General features: G+C 40.3%; 13 protein-coding genes. 5 read left to right on the top strand and 8 right to left on the bottom strand.

Annotated features, from left to right (window positions below):
* The first annotated feature begins 171 nt into the window (after positions 1–171).
* Entirely contained in the window at positions 172–1,215 is a 1,044-nt protein-coding gene (gene omp38, locus F3J02_RS12710) for an outer membrane protein Omp38 (RefSeq protein ID WP_167249797.1), read from the top strand.
* 132 nt (positions 1,216–1,347) lie between these two features.
* On the opposite strand, the gene F3J02_RS12705 is transcribed toward omp38, so the two are convergent.
* The 5 genes from F3J02_RS12705 to F3J02_RS12685 all read right to left on the bottom strand — a co-directional run bounded on the left by F3J02_RS12705 (position 1,348) and on the right by F3J02_RS12685 (position 6,882).
* Positions 1,348–1,506: a hypothetical protein gene (locus tag F3J02_RS12705; protein WP_167249795.1), complete on the bottom strand. Its 159-nt coding sequence runs from the start codon at positions 1,504–1,506 to the stop codon at positions 1,348–1,350.
* 4 nt (positions 1,507–1,510) lie between these two features.
* Complete coding sequence (locus F3J02_RS12700) at positions 1,511–2,716, bottom strand: RtcB family protein (protein WP_167249793.1); 1,206 nt, start codon at positions 2,714–2,716, stop codon at positions 1,511–1,513.
* Between the two features lie 252 nt (positions 2,717–2,968).
* Complete coding sequence (locus F3J02_RS12695) at positions 2,969–4,426, bottom strand: amino acid permease (protein ID WP_167249791.1); 1,458 nt, start codon at positions 4,424–4,426, stop codon at positions 2,969–2,971.
* An 18-nt stretch (positions 4,427–4,444) separates the two neighbouring features.
* Entirely contained in the window at positions 4,445–5,461 is a 1,017-nt protein-coding gene (locus F3J02_RS12690) for a class I SAM-dependent methyltransferase (RefSeq protein ID WP_167249789.1), read from the bottom strand.
* 62 nt (positions 5,462–5,523) lie between these two features.
* Positions 5,524–6,882 (bottom strand): uracil-xanthine permease family protein, encoded by a 1,359-nt coding sequence (locus F3J02_RS12685; RefSeq protein WP_151715102.1) that lies wholly within the window; start codon positions 6,880–6,882, stop codon positions 5,524–5,526.
* 176 nt (positions 6,883–7,058) lie between these two features.
* On the opposite strand from F3J02_RS12685, the gene typA reads away from it, so the two are divergent.
* The 3 genes from typA to F3J02_RS12670 all read left to right on the top strand — a co-directional run bounded on the left by typA (position 7,059) and on the right by F3J02_RS12670 (position 10,061).
* Complete coding sequence (typA, locus tag F3J02_RS12680; protein ID WP_167249787.1) at positions 7,059–8,894, top strand: translational GTPase TypA; 1,836 nt, start codon at positions 7,059–7,061, stop codon at positions 8,892–8,894.
* 245 nt (positions 8,895–9,139) lie between these two features.
* The gene (gene mscL / locus F3J02_RS12675; protein WP_004652374.1) at positions 9,140–9,571 is read left to right on the top strand and encodes a large conductance mechanosensitive channel protein MscL; all 432 of its coding nucleotides are present in this window, start codon (positions 9,140–9,142) and stop codon (positions 9,569–9,571) included.
* A 157-nt stretch (positions 9,572–9,728) separates the two neighbouring features.
* Positions 9,729–10,061 (top strand): gamma-glutamylcyclotransferase family protein, encoded by a 333-nt coding sequence (locus tag F3J02_RS12670; protein WP_167249785.1) that lies wholly within the window; start codon positions 9,729–9,731, stop codon positions 10,059–10,061.
* A gap of 61 nt (positions 10,062–10,122) precedes the next feature.
* Here the strand turns inward: F3J02_RS12670 and F3J02_RS12665 are convergent, their stop codons facing one another.
* Together F3J02_RS12665 and mutM are read right to left on the bottom strand one after the other, a co-directional pair.
* Positions 10,123–10,413, bottom strand: coding sequence for a peptidylprolyl isomerase (locus F3J02_RS12665; protein ID WP_167249783.1), 291 nt, complete (start codon positions 10,411–10,413; stop codon positions 10,123–10,125).
* Positions 10,414–10,445: 32 nt separating this feature from the next.
* Complete coding sequence (gene mutM / locus F3J02_RS12660; protein ID WP_167249781.1) at positions 10,446–11,267, bottom strand: bifunctional DNA-formamidopyrimidine glycosylase/DNA-(apurinic or apyrimidinic site) lyase; 822 nt, start codon at positions 11,265–11,267, stop codon at positions 10,446–10,448.
* Positions 11,268–11,474: 207 nt separating this feature from the next.
* Here mutM and F3J02_RS12655 point away from each other — a divergent pair, with 207 nt between their 5' ends.
* On the top strand, positions 11,475–13,643 hold the full coding sequence (locus F3J02_RS12655) for a TonB-dependent receptor family protein (RefSeq protein ID WP_216076280.1): 2,169 nt from the start codon (positions 11,475–11,477) through the stop codon (positions 13,641–13,643).
* Between the two features lie 38 nt (positions 13,644–13,681).
* Here the strand turns inward: F3J02_RS12655 and F3J02_RS12650 are convergent, their stop codons facing one another.
* Positions 13,682–14,494, bottom strand: coding sequence for a tetratricopeptide repeat protein (locus F3J02_RS12650; RefSeq protein ID WP_167249779.1), 813 nt, complete (start codon positions 14,492–14,494; stop codon positions 13,682–13,684).
* Positions 14,495–14,732 lie beyond the last annotated feature (238 nt).

Here is a 14,732-nt window from a genome sequence, read left to right as displayed (position 1 = left end):
TTTTCAGTGGCTGCTAGCTGAATGTTGTCAAATACTTGGAAAATTGATCAGGTATTTGTATGATTCTACATGAGGTGAATAACTGAAAAAGATATAATGAAACTATTTCTCAGTATTCAGAGATTATTAGAGTTTACATAACAAACAATTTTTGTTTTTGGAGGATATTCCATGAAATTGAGTCGTATTGCACTTGCTATGCTTGTTGCTGCTCCGTTAGCTGCTGCGAATGCAGGCGTAACAGTAACTCCATTAATGCTTGGTTACACATTCCAAGACACTAAACACAACAATGGTGATAAGCATTTAACAAATGGTCCTGAGCTTCAGGATGATTTATTTGTTGGTGCTGCATTAGGTATTGAATTAACACCATGGTTAGGTTTTGAAGCTGAATATAACCAAGTTAAAGGTGATGTAGACGGTGCTGCTGCTAACGCTGAATACAAGCAACAGCAAATCAACGGTAACTTCTATGTTACTTCTGATTTAATCACTAAAAACTATGACAGCAAAATCAAGCCATATGTATTATTAGGTGCTGGTCACTACAAATATACATTTGATGATGTAAACCGTGGTACTCGTGGTAATAAAGAAGAAGGTACTTTAGGTAATGCTGGTTTTGGTGCTTTCTGGCGCTTAAACGATGCTTTATCTCTTCGTACTGAAGCTCGTGGTACATATAACATCGATGAAGACTTCTGGAACTATACAGCACTTGCTGGCTTAAACGTAGTTCTTGGTGGTCACTTGAAACCAGCTGCAGCAGTTGTAGAAGTTGCTCCAGTTGAGCCAACTCCAGTTGCTCCACAGCCACAAGAGTTGACTGAAGACCTTAACATGGAACTTCGCGTATTCTTTGATACGAACAAGTCAGACATCAAGCCACAGTACAAGTCTGAAATTGCTAAAGTTGCAGAGAAGTTAGCTGAATACCCGAATGCGACAGCTCGTATTGAAGGTCACACAGATAACACAGGTCCACGTAAGTTGAACGAACGTTTATCTTTAGCACGTGCTAACTCTGTTAAATCTGCACTTGTTAACGAATACAACGTAAATGCAACTCGTTTGACAACTCAAGGTTTCGCTTGGGATCAACCGATTGCTGACAACAAAACTAAAGAAGGTCGTGCTATGAACCGTCGCGTATTCGCTGCGATTTCTGGTAGCCGTACTGTTCTTGTACAACCAGGTCAACAAGCTCAATAATTTGAGTTTATGAACTGAAAAAAAAGCGACTCGTCAGAGTCGCTTTTTTTATATGGGGAGGCTAAGTGATAAAACATTGAGATTCTCCTTTTTATTTAATGGTTTTAAGATATTTCAATAATGATTAATTATTTACCATACCTCTTTTTTTAACTGCTGCTTGGTATTTTGTCTTTCACGACGATGTTGTGCTCTAGGTTTTTCTGTCTCATGAACTCCACCTTTGTGTAATAAAGGCGAAAGCGCTACAGGGTTACGGACTTTAATTTTTGGCATTTGTTTGAGTTTCATCTGATTATCCTTTGATACATAAAACTTGTTTGAGGGTATGCACGATTTCAATCAAGTCGGATTGGTTTGCCATAACTTGATCAATATCTTTGTAAGCAGCCGGAATTTCATCAATTACCGCACTGTCTTTTCTGCATTCGATGCCTTGAGTCTGTTGAATCAAGTCATCTTGGTTAAACAGCAGCTTTGCTTTACTGCGACTCATTTTTCGCCCTGCACCATGGGAACATGAGCAGAATGATTCAGGGTCAGCCTTACCTTTAACAATATAGGAGCGTGCTCCCATTGAACCCGGGATGATGCCTAGCTCATCGAACCCTGCCCGAATGGCTCCTTTACGTGTAATTAGCAGCTCTTCACCATAGTGAGTTTCTCGACTTATATAGTTGTGGTGGCAGTTAATCGCTTCTTTGGTCATTTGAAAAGGCGGTAGAAGCGGGCGAATCGCCTCTAAAATAAGACGCATCATTTCGCGTCGATTTTCGAAAGCATATTCCTGTGCCCATTCAACTGCTTCAACATAGTCGCTAAAACTATGCGAGCCTTCTGCAAAGTAACTCAAATCCTTGTCAGGAACATGGCCAAAACGGTGTTGCGCTTCTTTCTTTGCCAATTCAATGAAATAGGTTCCAATGACATTGCCTAAACCACGACTGCCAGAATGCAGCATCACCCAAACATCCTGATTTTCATCGAGACAGAGTTCGATGAAGTGATTACCACCTCCTAAAGTTCCCAGTTGTTTTTGCCAAGTTGCATCAAATTTTCTTAGCATTCGAACCAAGCCGGGATGTTTTTTAATGATGGGTTGTAAGCGCTTTTCTAGCGGAATAATACTAGATGCTTTTGCTTTTACTTGTTTATGTAATTCAAAGCCGACAGGGACCTTACGTTCAATGGCATGGCGTAATGGCGCAAGGTTGTTTGGAAGTTGTGATGCTTTGAGGTTGAGTCGAATTGCATTCATACCACAACCGATATCAACACCGACAGCAGCAGGGATAATCGCATGTTTGGTTGGGATCACGCTGCCTACAGTTGCACCTTTGCCTACATGTACATCTGGCATTACTGCAATATGTGAATAAACAAATTGTAGTTGCGCCATTTTCTTGAGTTGTTCAATACTTTCGCTATCAATATCGTTAGTGAAGATTTTCACTGGAACGCCATATTGTGCATCTGCGTTGAGTATTTTTTGTATGCCCATTTTCTTGTCTCGGGATATTTTAATATTTGGTCCGAATAGGCATAAAAAAACCTAGCGAATGCTAGGTTGAATAGAGCATTCGGACAAGTGATCATTAGATTTGTACACTTGTCCGTGAGTCGACAGTGCCAAATCTTACTGTGTTGTTCCTAGTGTTAATGGCATGCTGTCGTCCTCCTATATCGTTAGTATCGTTGAAAATATGAGCGAGATTCTACTCATATTTTCATTTGGGTCAAGTAAAAAGCGATTTTATTCGCCTTCTTTCACGTTCATGTCTTTATAAGCAATTAGTTTGGTCTTGTGTTTCCATTTATAACCTAACCAAATGGCTAAGAAGAGTGGAATACTGATATAGGTAGAAATTAAGCCTAACCAATCAATTTTGCCACCTAATAGTGCTTGATAGTTCTGACCTAGAATAATGATCGAACATAAGATGAATGCAAACCAAGGTGCAAAAGGGAAGAATTTGGCACGATAGGCAAGATCTTCAACTTTATAACCTTGAGCGATATAGCCTTTACGAAAACGATAATGTGAAATCGCAATCCCTAGCCATACGATGAAACCACACATACCTGACATGTTGAGTAACCAGTTAAACACCTGTTTCTCACCAATAAATGTGGTTAAGAAGCACAGTGCAGCAACTGCAGTGGTTGCATAAAGTGCATTCATTGGTACACCACGAACATCCAATTTGGAGAACCATTTTGGCGCACGGCCTTCTCTAGCCATATCAAATAACATACGGGTAGAAGAGTACATGCCTGAGTTGCCCGCAGATAAAATTGCACTGAGAATAACCGCATTCATCAAGCTTGCAGCAAAGGCAAAACCAGCTTTTTCATACAATAGTGTGAAAGGGGACAGCGCGATATCTTCACTTTGCGCTGCTTTTAATAACAGTGGATCATCATAACTAACCAGTGTGCCAATGATGAAGATACACAAGATATAGAACAGTAAAATGCGCCAGAAAATTTGCTTAATCGCTAGTGGAATGGTCTTTTTAGGATCTTTTGACTCGCCAGCAGCAACGCCGACCATCTCTGTGCCTTGGAATGAGAATCCAGCAATCATTGCTACACCAATCAGTGCCTGAAAACCACCGACAAAAGGCGCATCTTTATAAGTCCAGTGTTGGAATACTGATACATTAGGCGTCATCATGATTTTAAAAATCATCCAGATACCAATCACGATAAAGACAATAATGGCAATTACTTTGATCAAAGAGAATAAGAATTCACTTTCGCCAAAACCTTTTACTGTTAAAGCGTTAATTGCAAAAATAATGGCAAGGAAGATTGCACTCCAGTAAAACCCAGGGATATCCGGGAACCAGAATTTCATGATGAATTGGACTGCAACCAATTCAAAGGCAACTGTAATGGCCCAGTTATACCAGTAGTTCCAACCTAAGGCGAAACCAAAACCATCTTCGACATAGCGGCTACCATAGGTAAAGAAAGCACCCGATGTTGGATTGTGCGTTGCTAATTCACCTAAGCTGGTCATCAAGAAATAAATCATGATACCGATTAAAGCATATGCCAGTAACGCACCCCCAGGGCCTGCGTTAGCAATGGTAGAACCTGAAGCAAGGAATAAGCCTGTGCCGATCGATCCACCAATCGCAATCATGTTCAGGTGTCGAGCCCCGAGCTTGCGCTGAAGGTGTTGAGGAGCAGATGTATCGCTCATAAAAATTCCTTAAAATGTTTATTTTGCACAGGCATATAAAACCTTGAATCCTTGTTGATCTGCCTTGACCAGACATTGACCAAAACTCTGTTCAATGAGTGGAGGGTAATTCAGAAAACGATTTGCCACGATCCATAACTCACCTGAGCTTTTAAGATGTTGTTTCGCGCGTTGGCAAAGTTCTTCACTTACATCGTAATTGGTCTGAATCCCCTGATGAAAAGGCGGATTGCTTACGATTGCATCCAAATCTTTGGGCGCATCTACAAAACCTGTTACAGGTAGTAGATTTAACTGATCGAGATTCAGATTATTTTTCTGAAAAGTCAATTCAGTTGATCGTAATGCAAATGCATCAACATCAAGTGCAAAAATCTGCTGGTTTGGATTTAGCTTGGCTAAATAAGCACTAATAATTCCAGCACCACAACCAAAGTCGGCAATCTTACCTGATTTTACTTGACTAAGGTAAGGGACTAATACGGCTGTTCCGACATCTAAGTGATCTTGACTAAATACACCAGGCAAGGCACAGATATTTAACTGTTCTTGATCTATTTGAACTGTATAAGTTTTTAACCAACGCTCAAGTGGTTTTAACTCATCATTTTTTTCAATTTTCATTTGCCAAAGTTGGCAGTGACGTGCACTGTCAAGTTTCAGTGTTTTACCATATTGCAATAATTGTTTTGCTGCTCGCTCAACACCGCCTTTTTTTTCACCAACCAGAAAAATATTTTGATCAAGTTTTAAATGGCTAACCACAACGTGCAGAATATAATTGAGGAGTTCTTTTGACTTGGGAACGAAAATAACAACTTGATCAAACGGTGCTTGTGGGAATTCCACGGAAAAATGAGAGCGAATTCCAGAGCTGATAAAACCTTGATGATCAGCATAATTCCAAGTCCATACTGATGCTTGAACTTGCTCAGGTAAATTTTTGGCGAGTTGGTCATTTGGGGCATTAATCAGTAAAACTTGCCCATTTAAATAATTTTGTTGTCTGATGACAACTTCACTACGTGGATCCATTTTGATCTCTCATCAAAAACAAAGCCCAGTCGTGAAACTGGGCAGTTGCGATTGTTGGTTGATTATTTATGTGTTTCAGGTAAAACAATATTTAAAATTAAGGCAGCAATACCGCCAGTCGCGACACCTGAGCTAAAAATATTCTTAAATAATTCAGGTAGGTGCTCAAGAATTTGAGGGACTTGTGCAACGCCTAAACCTAGAGCAAGTGAAATCGCAATAATCAACAAGGCGCGACGATCAAGGTGAATACTTGAAAGAATATTAATACCTGAAGCAGCGACTGCACCAAACATTACCATCACAGCACCACCAAGCACGGCTTGCGGTACTGCTTGGATTACTGCAGCAACAGCAGGGAATAAGCCTAAAATCACTAAAAGTACGGCAATCCAGATACCTACATAGCGACTTGCAACACCCGTGAGTTGAATCACGCCATTGTTTTGTGCAAATACAGAACTTGGGAAAGTATTGAAAATACCTGCTAGGAAAGAGTTAGCACCATTGACTAATACACCGCCTTTAATACGTTGCATCCAAACTGGACCATCTACAGGCTGGTTTGAGATTTTACTGGTTGCGGTAACATCACCAATCGCTTCAAGTGAAGTGACCAGATAAATGAATGCCATAGGAATGAACAAGCTCCAAGAGAAGCTGAGTCCAAAATGCATCGGTGTTGGAATTTGAATTAGAGGGGCATCGTTGAGCACTGAAAAGTTTAAATGCCCCATAAAGCCAGCAAGAATATAGCCAATCACCAGTGCAATTAAAATTGCTGAACTTTTCACCCAAATAATTTTGATACGATTGAGTAGAATAATAATGCCAAGTACGGTACATGACATGATCAGATTATCCGCATTGGCAAAGGTGTTGTCCTGCATCGCAGTATAACCACCGCCCATACTAATCAGACCTTCTTTAATTAAGGTAAGACCAATCAACAGAACCACAATACCTGTCACCAATGGTGTAATCAGCTTCTTCACCCAAGGCAAAATTCGAGAAACGCCCATTTCAATAAACGAACCAGCAATCACGACACCAAAAATGGCAGCCATCACTTGTTCAACTGGTGTTCCAGTAGCAACCATTGCGCTCCCAATACCAATAATTGGGCCGATGAAGTTAAAACTTGTTCCTTGAACAATGAGCAGTCCTGCACCGAATGGACCTACTTTTTTACACTGTAAAAAGGTTGCAATTCCTGAAATGATTAAAGACATCGAAAGGATCATGTTGGTGTCTTCGCGAGATACGCCAAGTGCCAAACAAATGAGTAATCCAGGGGTTACGATCGGGACTAAAATCGCCAAAAGATGCTGTAAAGCGGCTAAAAATGCAACAAAAGGTTTCGGTCGATCATTGAGTCCGTAGACCAGATCAAGCTGCTGCTGAGGTTGTGAATTCGACATGGGAGTATAAAAAGCGAGAGGCATTAGTGGAATATTCTAATAGAGTTAGCTCGCTTTACCAACGATTCTATGACACTTCGTCAGAAAAAAAGTGCACTGTCAATAAACTGTCACTACTAAAGTTTAGGATTCTTCTGTATAATTTGCCCTCAAATTTAAAGCGTATCGAATTTTACATGTCAGATATTAAAACTCTCCGTAACATTGCCATTATTGCGCACGTCGATCATGGTAAGACGACTTTAGTCGACAAACTTTTACAACAATCAGGTGCTCTTGGTGATCGCGCAGGCGAGATTGAACGTGTTATGGATTCTAACGCGCTTGAGTCTGAACGTGGTATTACCATTCTTGCAAAAAACACAGCAATCAAATGGTTAGACGCACGTACAAACACCGAATACCGCATTAACATTGTGGACACCCCAGGACACGCCGACTTCGGTGGTGAAGTGGAACGTGTAATGTCGATGGTTGACTGTGTATTGCTTCTTGTAGATTCACAAGAAGGTCCAATGCCACAAACTCGTTTCGTAACGCAAAAAGCGTTCGCACGTGGTTTAAAGCCAATCGTGATTATCAACAAAGTCGACAAGCCAAGCGCGCGTCCAGATTGGGTTATTGATCAAGTATTTGACTTGTTTGATAACCTTGGCGGTACTGACGAACAGTTAGACTTCCCAATCGTTTATGCTTCAGGCTTACGTGGTGTTGCTGGTCCTTCACCAGAAGAATTAGCGGAAGACATGACACCGTTGTTCCAAACGATTGTAGATATTGTTGAACCACCAGCAGTTGATGTTGATGGTCCTTTCCAAATGCAGATTTCATCACTTGACTATAACAGTTTCGTTGGTGTTATCGGTGTTGGTCGTATCCAGCGTGGTTCAGTGAAATTAAACACACCAGTCACTGTGATTGATAAAGAAGGTAAGACACGTAACGGTCGTATCTTAAAAATCATGGGTTACCACGGTTTAGAGCGTGTTGATGTAGAATCTGCATCAGCAGGTGATATCGTATGTATTACAGGTATCGATGCATTAAACATTTCTGACACGATTTGTGATCCGAAAAATGTAGAAGCTTTACCGCCATTGTCTGTAGACGAACCTACAGTTTCGATGACATTCCAAGTAAACAACTCACCATTCGCTGGTAAAGAAGGTAAGTTTGTTACTTCACGTAACATCCGTGAACGTCTTGATCGCGAATTGATTCACAACGTAGCATTACGTGTTGAAGATACTGACAGTCCAGACCGTTTCAAGGTTTCTGGTCGTGGTGAACTTCACCTTTCAGTATTGATTGAAAACATGCGTCGCGAAGGCTTCGAAATGGGCGTATCACGTCCACAAGTAATCATCAAAGAAATTGATGGTGAAAGACAAGAGCCGTATGAAAACGTAACGTTTGACGTTGAAGAACAGCACCAAGGTTCTGTAATGGAGCAAATGGGTCACCGTAAAGGTGAGATGACCAATATGGAAGTTGATGGCAAAGGCCGTATCCGTATTGAAGCAACTGTTCCTTCACGTGGTTTGATTGGTTTCCGTTCTGAATTCTTGACCATGACTTCTGGTACAGGGATCATGACATCAAGCTTCTCTCATTACGGTCCTGTGAAACAGGGTAGCGTAGCGAAGCGTCAAAACGGTGTATTGATTTCTATGGTTCAAGGTACTTGCTTGGGCTATGCACTCTTCACGCTTCAAGACCGTGGACGTTTATTTGCGAAGCCACAGTTAGAAGTGTACGAAGGGATGATCGTGGGTATTAACTCTCGTTCAGACGATATGGTTGTAAACCCAACTAAAGCAAAACAGTTAACCAACGTTCGTGCGTCTGGTACTGATGATGCTTTAACTTTGACACCTGCAATTGAATACACGCTTGAACAAGCACTTGAATTCATTGAAGATGATGAGTTAGTAGAAGTTACACCAAAATCGATTCGTATTCGTAAGCGTTACTTAACTGAAAACGAACGTAAGCGTAACCGCGATAAATAATTTTTCTTCACCGAAAAATGAAAAAACCGCTAAATTTATTTAGCGGTTTTTTATTGCATAAACTTAATGGTCGAGAGATGCTTAAACACATATTTTTATTAAAATAAAAAGTGTTGTTAAAGTGTGAAATAACTTTCTTTTTTTGATAAAAATATTAAATTATCAACATTATGTGGATAACTGCACCTGTGTAATAAACAATGCAAAAACAGGCTGCGATCAAGTTCAACTCTGGAGAGTTATAGATGAGTATTATTAAAGAATTTAAAGAATTTGCCATCAAAGGCAATATGATGGATTTGGCGATTGGTGTCATCATTGGTGGTGCTTTCGGTAAAATCATTGATTCATTAGTGAAAGATATCGTGATGCCGGTGATTTCATGGATCTTGGGTGGTGATGTGGATTACACCAATTGGTTCCTTATCCTCGGAGATAACCCGAACAATGTGACGACCTTAAAAGCGGCACAGGATGCAGGACTAAATGTATTTGCTTATGGTAGTTTCTTAACGATCCTGATTAACTTCTTATTATTAGCATGGGTTGTATTCTTGTTGGTGAAAGTGATGAACCGTATCCGTAAACAAGAAGAGGCTGCACCTGAGCCTGAAGCAACACCAGAAGATGTACAATTGTTACGTGAAATTCGTGATGAATTAAAAAAACAAGGTTAATGTGATCTTGAGTGAAAACGGCATTTTAAATGCCGTTTTTTATTGTCTATTTGAATAGGATACTGCTGAATAATGATGTGAAAATACTCGTTTTTACGTAGAAAAATTGCTGTTTTCATTCTAAGATGCTGTGCATATTGCGTGGGGATCAATCAACATGAATCGACTATTTGTTTACGGCACACTTTGCCCAAATCGAGAAAATGCTCATATTTTGGGTGGAATAGGCGGTGACTGGCAACAAGCTTTTGTACATGGAACCATTCATATTTTAGATTGGGGACCAGATCAAGGTTTGCCTGCAATGATACTGAATGAGGCTGATCCTTTGGTTGAGGGATATCTGTTTAGTACGGATAAATTAGAACAAAACTGGCAGATGTTGGATGATTTTGAAGGGATGCAGTATCAACGTGTAGAAGCTCTGGTTCAGTTAGTTGATGGTACGGCGACATCAGCATGGACTTATGTGATGAAGCCTCAGAGTTGAAGGGTTTGATTTCACAATAGACGTTTGAGCTTAAATCGGAATTTAAGCTCAAGTTTATCTACTATCTCAAGCTACTCATGCGAAATTTAACTTCGACCAGATGAAAACCAAATTGGCTTTTAATTGGACCATGTAAAATACGTTCTGCGGCAGTAAATACCAGTTTATCAATCACAGGGACTAACTGGCCTTTCTTAACTTCGCCAAGTTCGCCGCCACGTTTTGCTGAATTGCAGGTTGAATATTGCTTGGCGACTTTAGCAAAATCAGCACCTGACTGAATGCGCTTTTTTAGCTGTTCAGCTAAATCTTTATCTTTGACTAGAATATGTCGAACAATCGCAGTTTGCATGATGTGTTCTCCTTTGGTACATCTCAATTCGCTTACGCTTTCTTTAACTTCAGTGGTTGGCATTGTGGGCAGAATACGCTGGCACGTTGTCCTAACTTTAAGTTTTCCAAAGTGGTTTCACAATTCACGCACATCTCTCCAGCACGGCCATAGGCCAAAAGTGTTTGCTGAAAATAACCATTTTCACCCATTGCATTGCTATAGTCACGTAAGGTTGAGCCGCCTAAGTCAATCGCTTGTTTTAAGATGCGTTTAACCTCAATGACCAACTTTTCCACTTGTGCTTTGCTCAGCGTCGAAGCAGGTTGTGCAGGATGAACCCCGATGTTGAATAAACTTTCAGTCGCATAAATATTGCCGACACCAACCACCACATGATTATCCATCAAAGCAATTTTAATGCCGACATTCTTTTTGGCTAGTTTTTCATGCAAATAAGTTGCGTTAAAGTCATCACTCAATGGTTCAGGGCCGAGTGTATCGATTAGCTTGGTCTGATTGGCTTGGTCCAACCATAGAATGCAGCCGAAGCGTCGCGGATCATGGTAACGGAGTTGCAGATCTTCAAAATCAATTACTAAATGATCATGCTTTCTGAGTGCTTCATTCGGCTCACATAAACGAAAGCTGCCAGACATACCTAAGTGCCAAAGCATATGATCTTGTTCAAATTCTGCCAAAATATATTTAGAACGACGTTTAAGCTGAGTTAAGCGTTGTCCAATTAATTTATCAAGGTTATTGGGAATTGGCCAACGTAAGCTTGCATTCAATACTTTGACCGCTTGCACACGTTGTTCTAACAACGGGAGTAGGCTAGTTTTGGTAGTTTCAACTTCAGGAAGTTCGGGCATAATGAGCTCAAGTTGTTTCAACAACAATACAATGAGGGTAAATGTTTCACTTACAATTATGACGGTATTTAATCTTATTTGCTAATGCAGATCAGTAACGTGATTGATGGTTTTAGCTAAAGTTAAATGTGTAAGATAAATATAAAATAATCAGACTCTTACTTTTTAAAAGCCTTTCTTTGAAATTTTGAGAAATAAGGAATCTTCATGCCTTCACCGAAAATTAACCTTTTATACGGTTGTGTTGCAATGTGTATGGGGTTAAGCAGCTCCCTTGTTTGGGCTGATGCACCTAATGCAGAACTAGCCGTACATCTTCCAACAATTAAAGTTGAAGCAACACGTACCGATACCACTTATATGGAAACCCCTGCGTCGATCTTTAGAGTGGATATGCCTCAAAATGATCAATCTACGCAGGTGAACTTAACCGAAGTGGTGAAAGGGATTCCAAGTGTTCAATTACGCAATCGCGAGAATTATGCGCAAGACTTGCAGCTTTCGATGCGTGGTTTTGGTGCGCGTTCGACCTTTGGTGTGCGTGGGATCCGCTTATATACCGATGGTATTCCAGCAACGATGCCAGATGGACAGGGCCAAACCTCGAATATTGATTTAAGCAGCCTCAGTCATCTTGAGGTATTAACAGGCCCATTCTCATCACTTTATGGCAACTCATCGGGTGGGGCTATTTTGGCGACAACTCGAGAGGGGCAGGGTAAAGATTCGATTGAGATGAGTTATGCGGGTGGTAGCCATAACAAGAATCGTGCAGGTCTGGTACTTCAGGGTGGTGCGAAAAATCAAAATGAACCGAGCTATATTATCAGTTCCTCATATTTTGACACCGATGGCTATCGTGATCATAGCAGTGCAGAAAAAGTTTTAAATAATGCGAAACTGACGTGGAATTTGGATGATGGTAGTAAAATCAATTGGGTCACAAACTATGTCAAGATTCATGCCGATGATCCTCAAGGATTGAATCGAACTCAGTGGCAGCAAAACCCACGTCAAGTCAACGATGCGAATAATGTATATAAGGTTCGTAAAGATATTGAACAAACGCAAACGGGGGTGACTTGGTCTAAACCGATTAATGATCAGCATGAGCTTTATGCCATGGCTTATTTGGGTAATCGTCAGGTGACTCAATATCAATCTATACCACGTGGAACAATAACGTTGGACGATAAGGGTAACCCAGTTTACTCAGGTCAAAGAAATCCTAATCATGCGGGTGGTGTGATTGATTTTGAACGTAATTATTATGGTGCTGATTTCCGCTGGACAGGTAAAGAATTATTGCCGAATACAACCTTCAGCGCAGGGCTTGCTGTTGATAGTATGGATGAAGATCGTAAAGGGTATGAGAACTTTAATCTTGTTAATGGCTCGCCGTCTTATGGCGTAAAGGGTACATTGCGTCGTAATGAAGACAATAGCCTGTGGAATGTTGATCCATACTTACAAGCATCGTGGCAATTTTTACCGACTTGGCGCTTAGATACGGGCGTACGCTATAGTAATGTGCATTACAAATCCAAGGATCGTTATTTAAGTAATGGCGATGATAGTGATAAAACAGATTACAACAAGGTCTTGCCATCAGCTGCTTTAAGTTGGCAAATTGCACCTGAGTTATTGGCCTATGCCAGCTATGCCAAAGGTTTTGAAACTCCGACATTTACAGAAATGGCTTATCAAGCTGATCCTAAAAAGTCTGGGTTTAACTTTGATCTAAAACCCTCTACAAGTGATAACTATGAGGTGGGTTTGAAATCGCAAAACCCGTTTGGTGATTTCACTGTGGCTGTTTTCCAGAGCAAGACTCAGAATGATATTGTTTCGGCAGGTACTTCTGATGGTCGTTCAACGTTTAGAAATGCGGATAAAACAATACGCCAAGGCGCTGAATTCGCATGGAATAAAAAGCTTTGGAAAGACTTGGAAATGAATGCCAGTTATGGTTATTTGGATGCCAAATTTGATGCTACTATTCCAGCAATTGGTACTGTGAAAGCTGTTGAAAAGGGCAATGCAATCCCAGGAGTCGCTAAAAACCAAGCTTTTATGGGATTAGCGTGGAAACCAGAGCAAGGATTCTATGCAGGTATTGATGCTCAGTATATGGACAAGATTTATGTTGATGACATCAATAGCGATGCAGCACCAAGTTATACCGTTGCTTCAGTCTATACTGGATATGCGTGGAAATACGCAGATTGGGGTATTAATGGCTTTGCACGTGTAGACAACCTATTTGATAAAAACTATGCAGGTTCAGTGATTGTCAACGATAGTAATAGCCGATTCTTTGAACCTGCTGATGGTCGTAACTGGAGTGCGGGAATTAAAGTCAGTAAGCAATTCTAATCTGAAAAGAGCAGCATTTTTATGCTGCTCTAACTTTTTTACTTTTTGGGTGCTTGAGCTGGTGTAGCTTTTTTTGCTGCTATGGCTTCTTCAACTTTGGCTAAAGATTCTTTTGCATCAGGATAGTTTGCTGCAGCTAAACGAGAAAAAATATTTTTTGCCTGCTCTAAATCTTGATCAATAATATTGCCGTTAGCGAGCATGTTACCTAGAATCATTAGGGATGGTGCATAATTCTTCTTGGCTAAATCTTTTAAGCTTTCAACAGCTTGTTGTTGCATGAAGGGATTTTTATTTTTAACCCCAATGCCAAGGTCATAGACTGCTTTTAAATTCTTTGCAGGATAGTAGTCTTTGCGAAGCAGAGGCAATAACTTTTGAATTGCAATTTGGTCGTATTGTGGTTTGCCTTGTCTAAAAAGTAAATCCGCGAATTCGACAGTTGCTTCATCTGAACCTTGATTCGAGGCTTTATCTAAATACTCTTTATACTTCTGTGGATTATGCGCTAAGCCAAGTGTACTTTTATGATATGCCTGTGCTAGGACATAGCTTGCTGGGCCATAACCTTTATTAGATGCATCTTGATAATATTGTAGCGCTTTTTTATCATCTTTTACTGTTCCTTGACCAAGTTGAGTCATGTAGCCAAGGTTATAGATTGCTTGCTTATTTCCTGTATTGGCTAAACGTTGCATTTCTTGAAAAGCAGCAGGGTAGTCCTTCGCTTCGTAAAGTTGGGTTGCTTTAGTAAACAGAGGATCTGCTTTAGTGGTTGGAGTCTTATTGTCTGCGGCGAATGTTGCATGGCTTGCAATAGTGATTAAACTCGCAATGAGCACTTTTTTCATCTTTATTTTCCTTTCACGTTGATCTGCTTTCATCCTTTGCATAGCAGAACTCAATATGTTGCTCTCATCATAAAAGCTTACGACAAAATGTAAATAAGGATTTTGTATAAAACGTAGCAAAGGTGGGTAGTGAAAGGGATTTAATATTTTTATTAAATTAATTAAAATCATTGAATTATAATGAATTTAAAAAAGGCTTGTGAGCCATTTGTAGAAAAATGCTCAACAAGCCGTCAAA

The organism is Acinetobacter sp. Tr-809 (assembly GCF_011753255.1).
Classification (GTDB): Bacteria; Pseudomonadota; Gammaproteobacteria; order Pseudomonadales; family Moraxellaceae; genus Acinetobacter.
This window is presented reverse-complemented; position numbering and strand designations above follow the sequence as displayed.

Bases quoted from the DNA above. Each gene is read 5' to 3' on its own strand.
- mutM (WP_167249781.1), bottom strand. From the start codon at position 11,267: ATGCCCGAACTTCCTGAAGTTGAAACTACCAAAACTAGCCTACTCCCG.
- F3J02_RS12685 (WP_151715102.1), bottom strand. From the start codon at position 6,882: ATGTCGAATTCACAACCTCAGCAGCAGCTTGATCTGGTCTACGGACTC.
- F3J02_RS12670 (WP_167249785.1), top strand. From the start codon at position 9,729: ATGAATCGACTATTTGTTTACGGCACACTTTGCCCAAATCGAGAAAAT.
- F3J02_RS12665 (WP_167249783.1), bottom strand. From the start codon at position 10,413: ATGCAAACTGCGATTGTTCGACATATTCTAGTCAAAGATAAAGATTTA.
- F3J02_RS12705 (WP_167249795.1), bottom strand. From the start codon at position 1,506: ATGAAACTCAAACAAATGCCAAAAATTAAAGTCCGTAACCCTGTAGCG.
- F3J02_RS12650 (WP_167249779.1), bottom strand. From the start codon at position 14,494: ATGAAAAAAGTGCTCATTGCGAGTTTAATCACTATTGCAAGCCATGCA.
- omp38 (WP_167249797.1), top strand. From the start codon at position 172: ATGAAATTGAGTCGTATTGCACTTGCTATGCTTGTTGCTGCTCCGTTA.
- mscL (WP_004652374.1), top strand. From the start codon at position 9,140: ATGAGTATTATTAAAGAATTTAAAGAATTTGCCATCAAAGGCAATATG.
- typA (WP_167249787.1), top strand. From the start codon at position 7,059: ATGTCAGATATTAAAACTCTCCGTAACATTGCCATTATTGCGCACGTC.
- F3J02_RS12655 (WP_216076280.1), top strand. From the start codon at position 11,475: ATGCCTTCACCGAAAATTAACCTTTTATACGGTTGTGTTGCAATGTGT.
- F3J02_RS12690 (WP_167249789.1), bottom strand. From the start codon at position 5,461: ATGGATCCACGTAGTGAAGTTGTCATCAGACAACAAAATTATTTAAAT.
- F3J02_RS12695 (WP_167249791.1), bottom strand. From the start codon at position 4,426: ATGAGCGATACATCTGCTCCTCAACACCTTCAGCGCAAGCTCGGGGCT.
- F3J02_RS12700 (WP_167249793.1), bottom strand. From the start codon at position 2,716: ATGGGCATACAAAAAATACTCAACGCAGATGCACAATATGGCGTTCCA.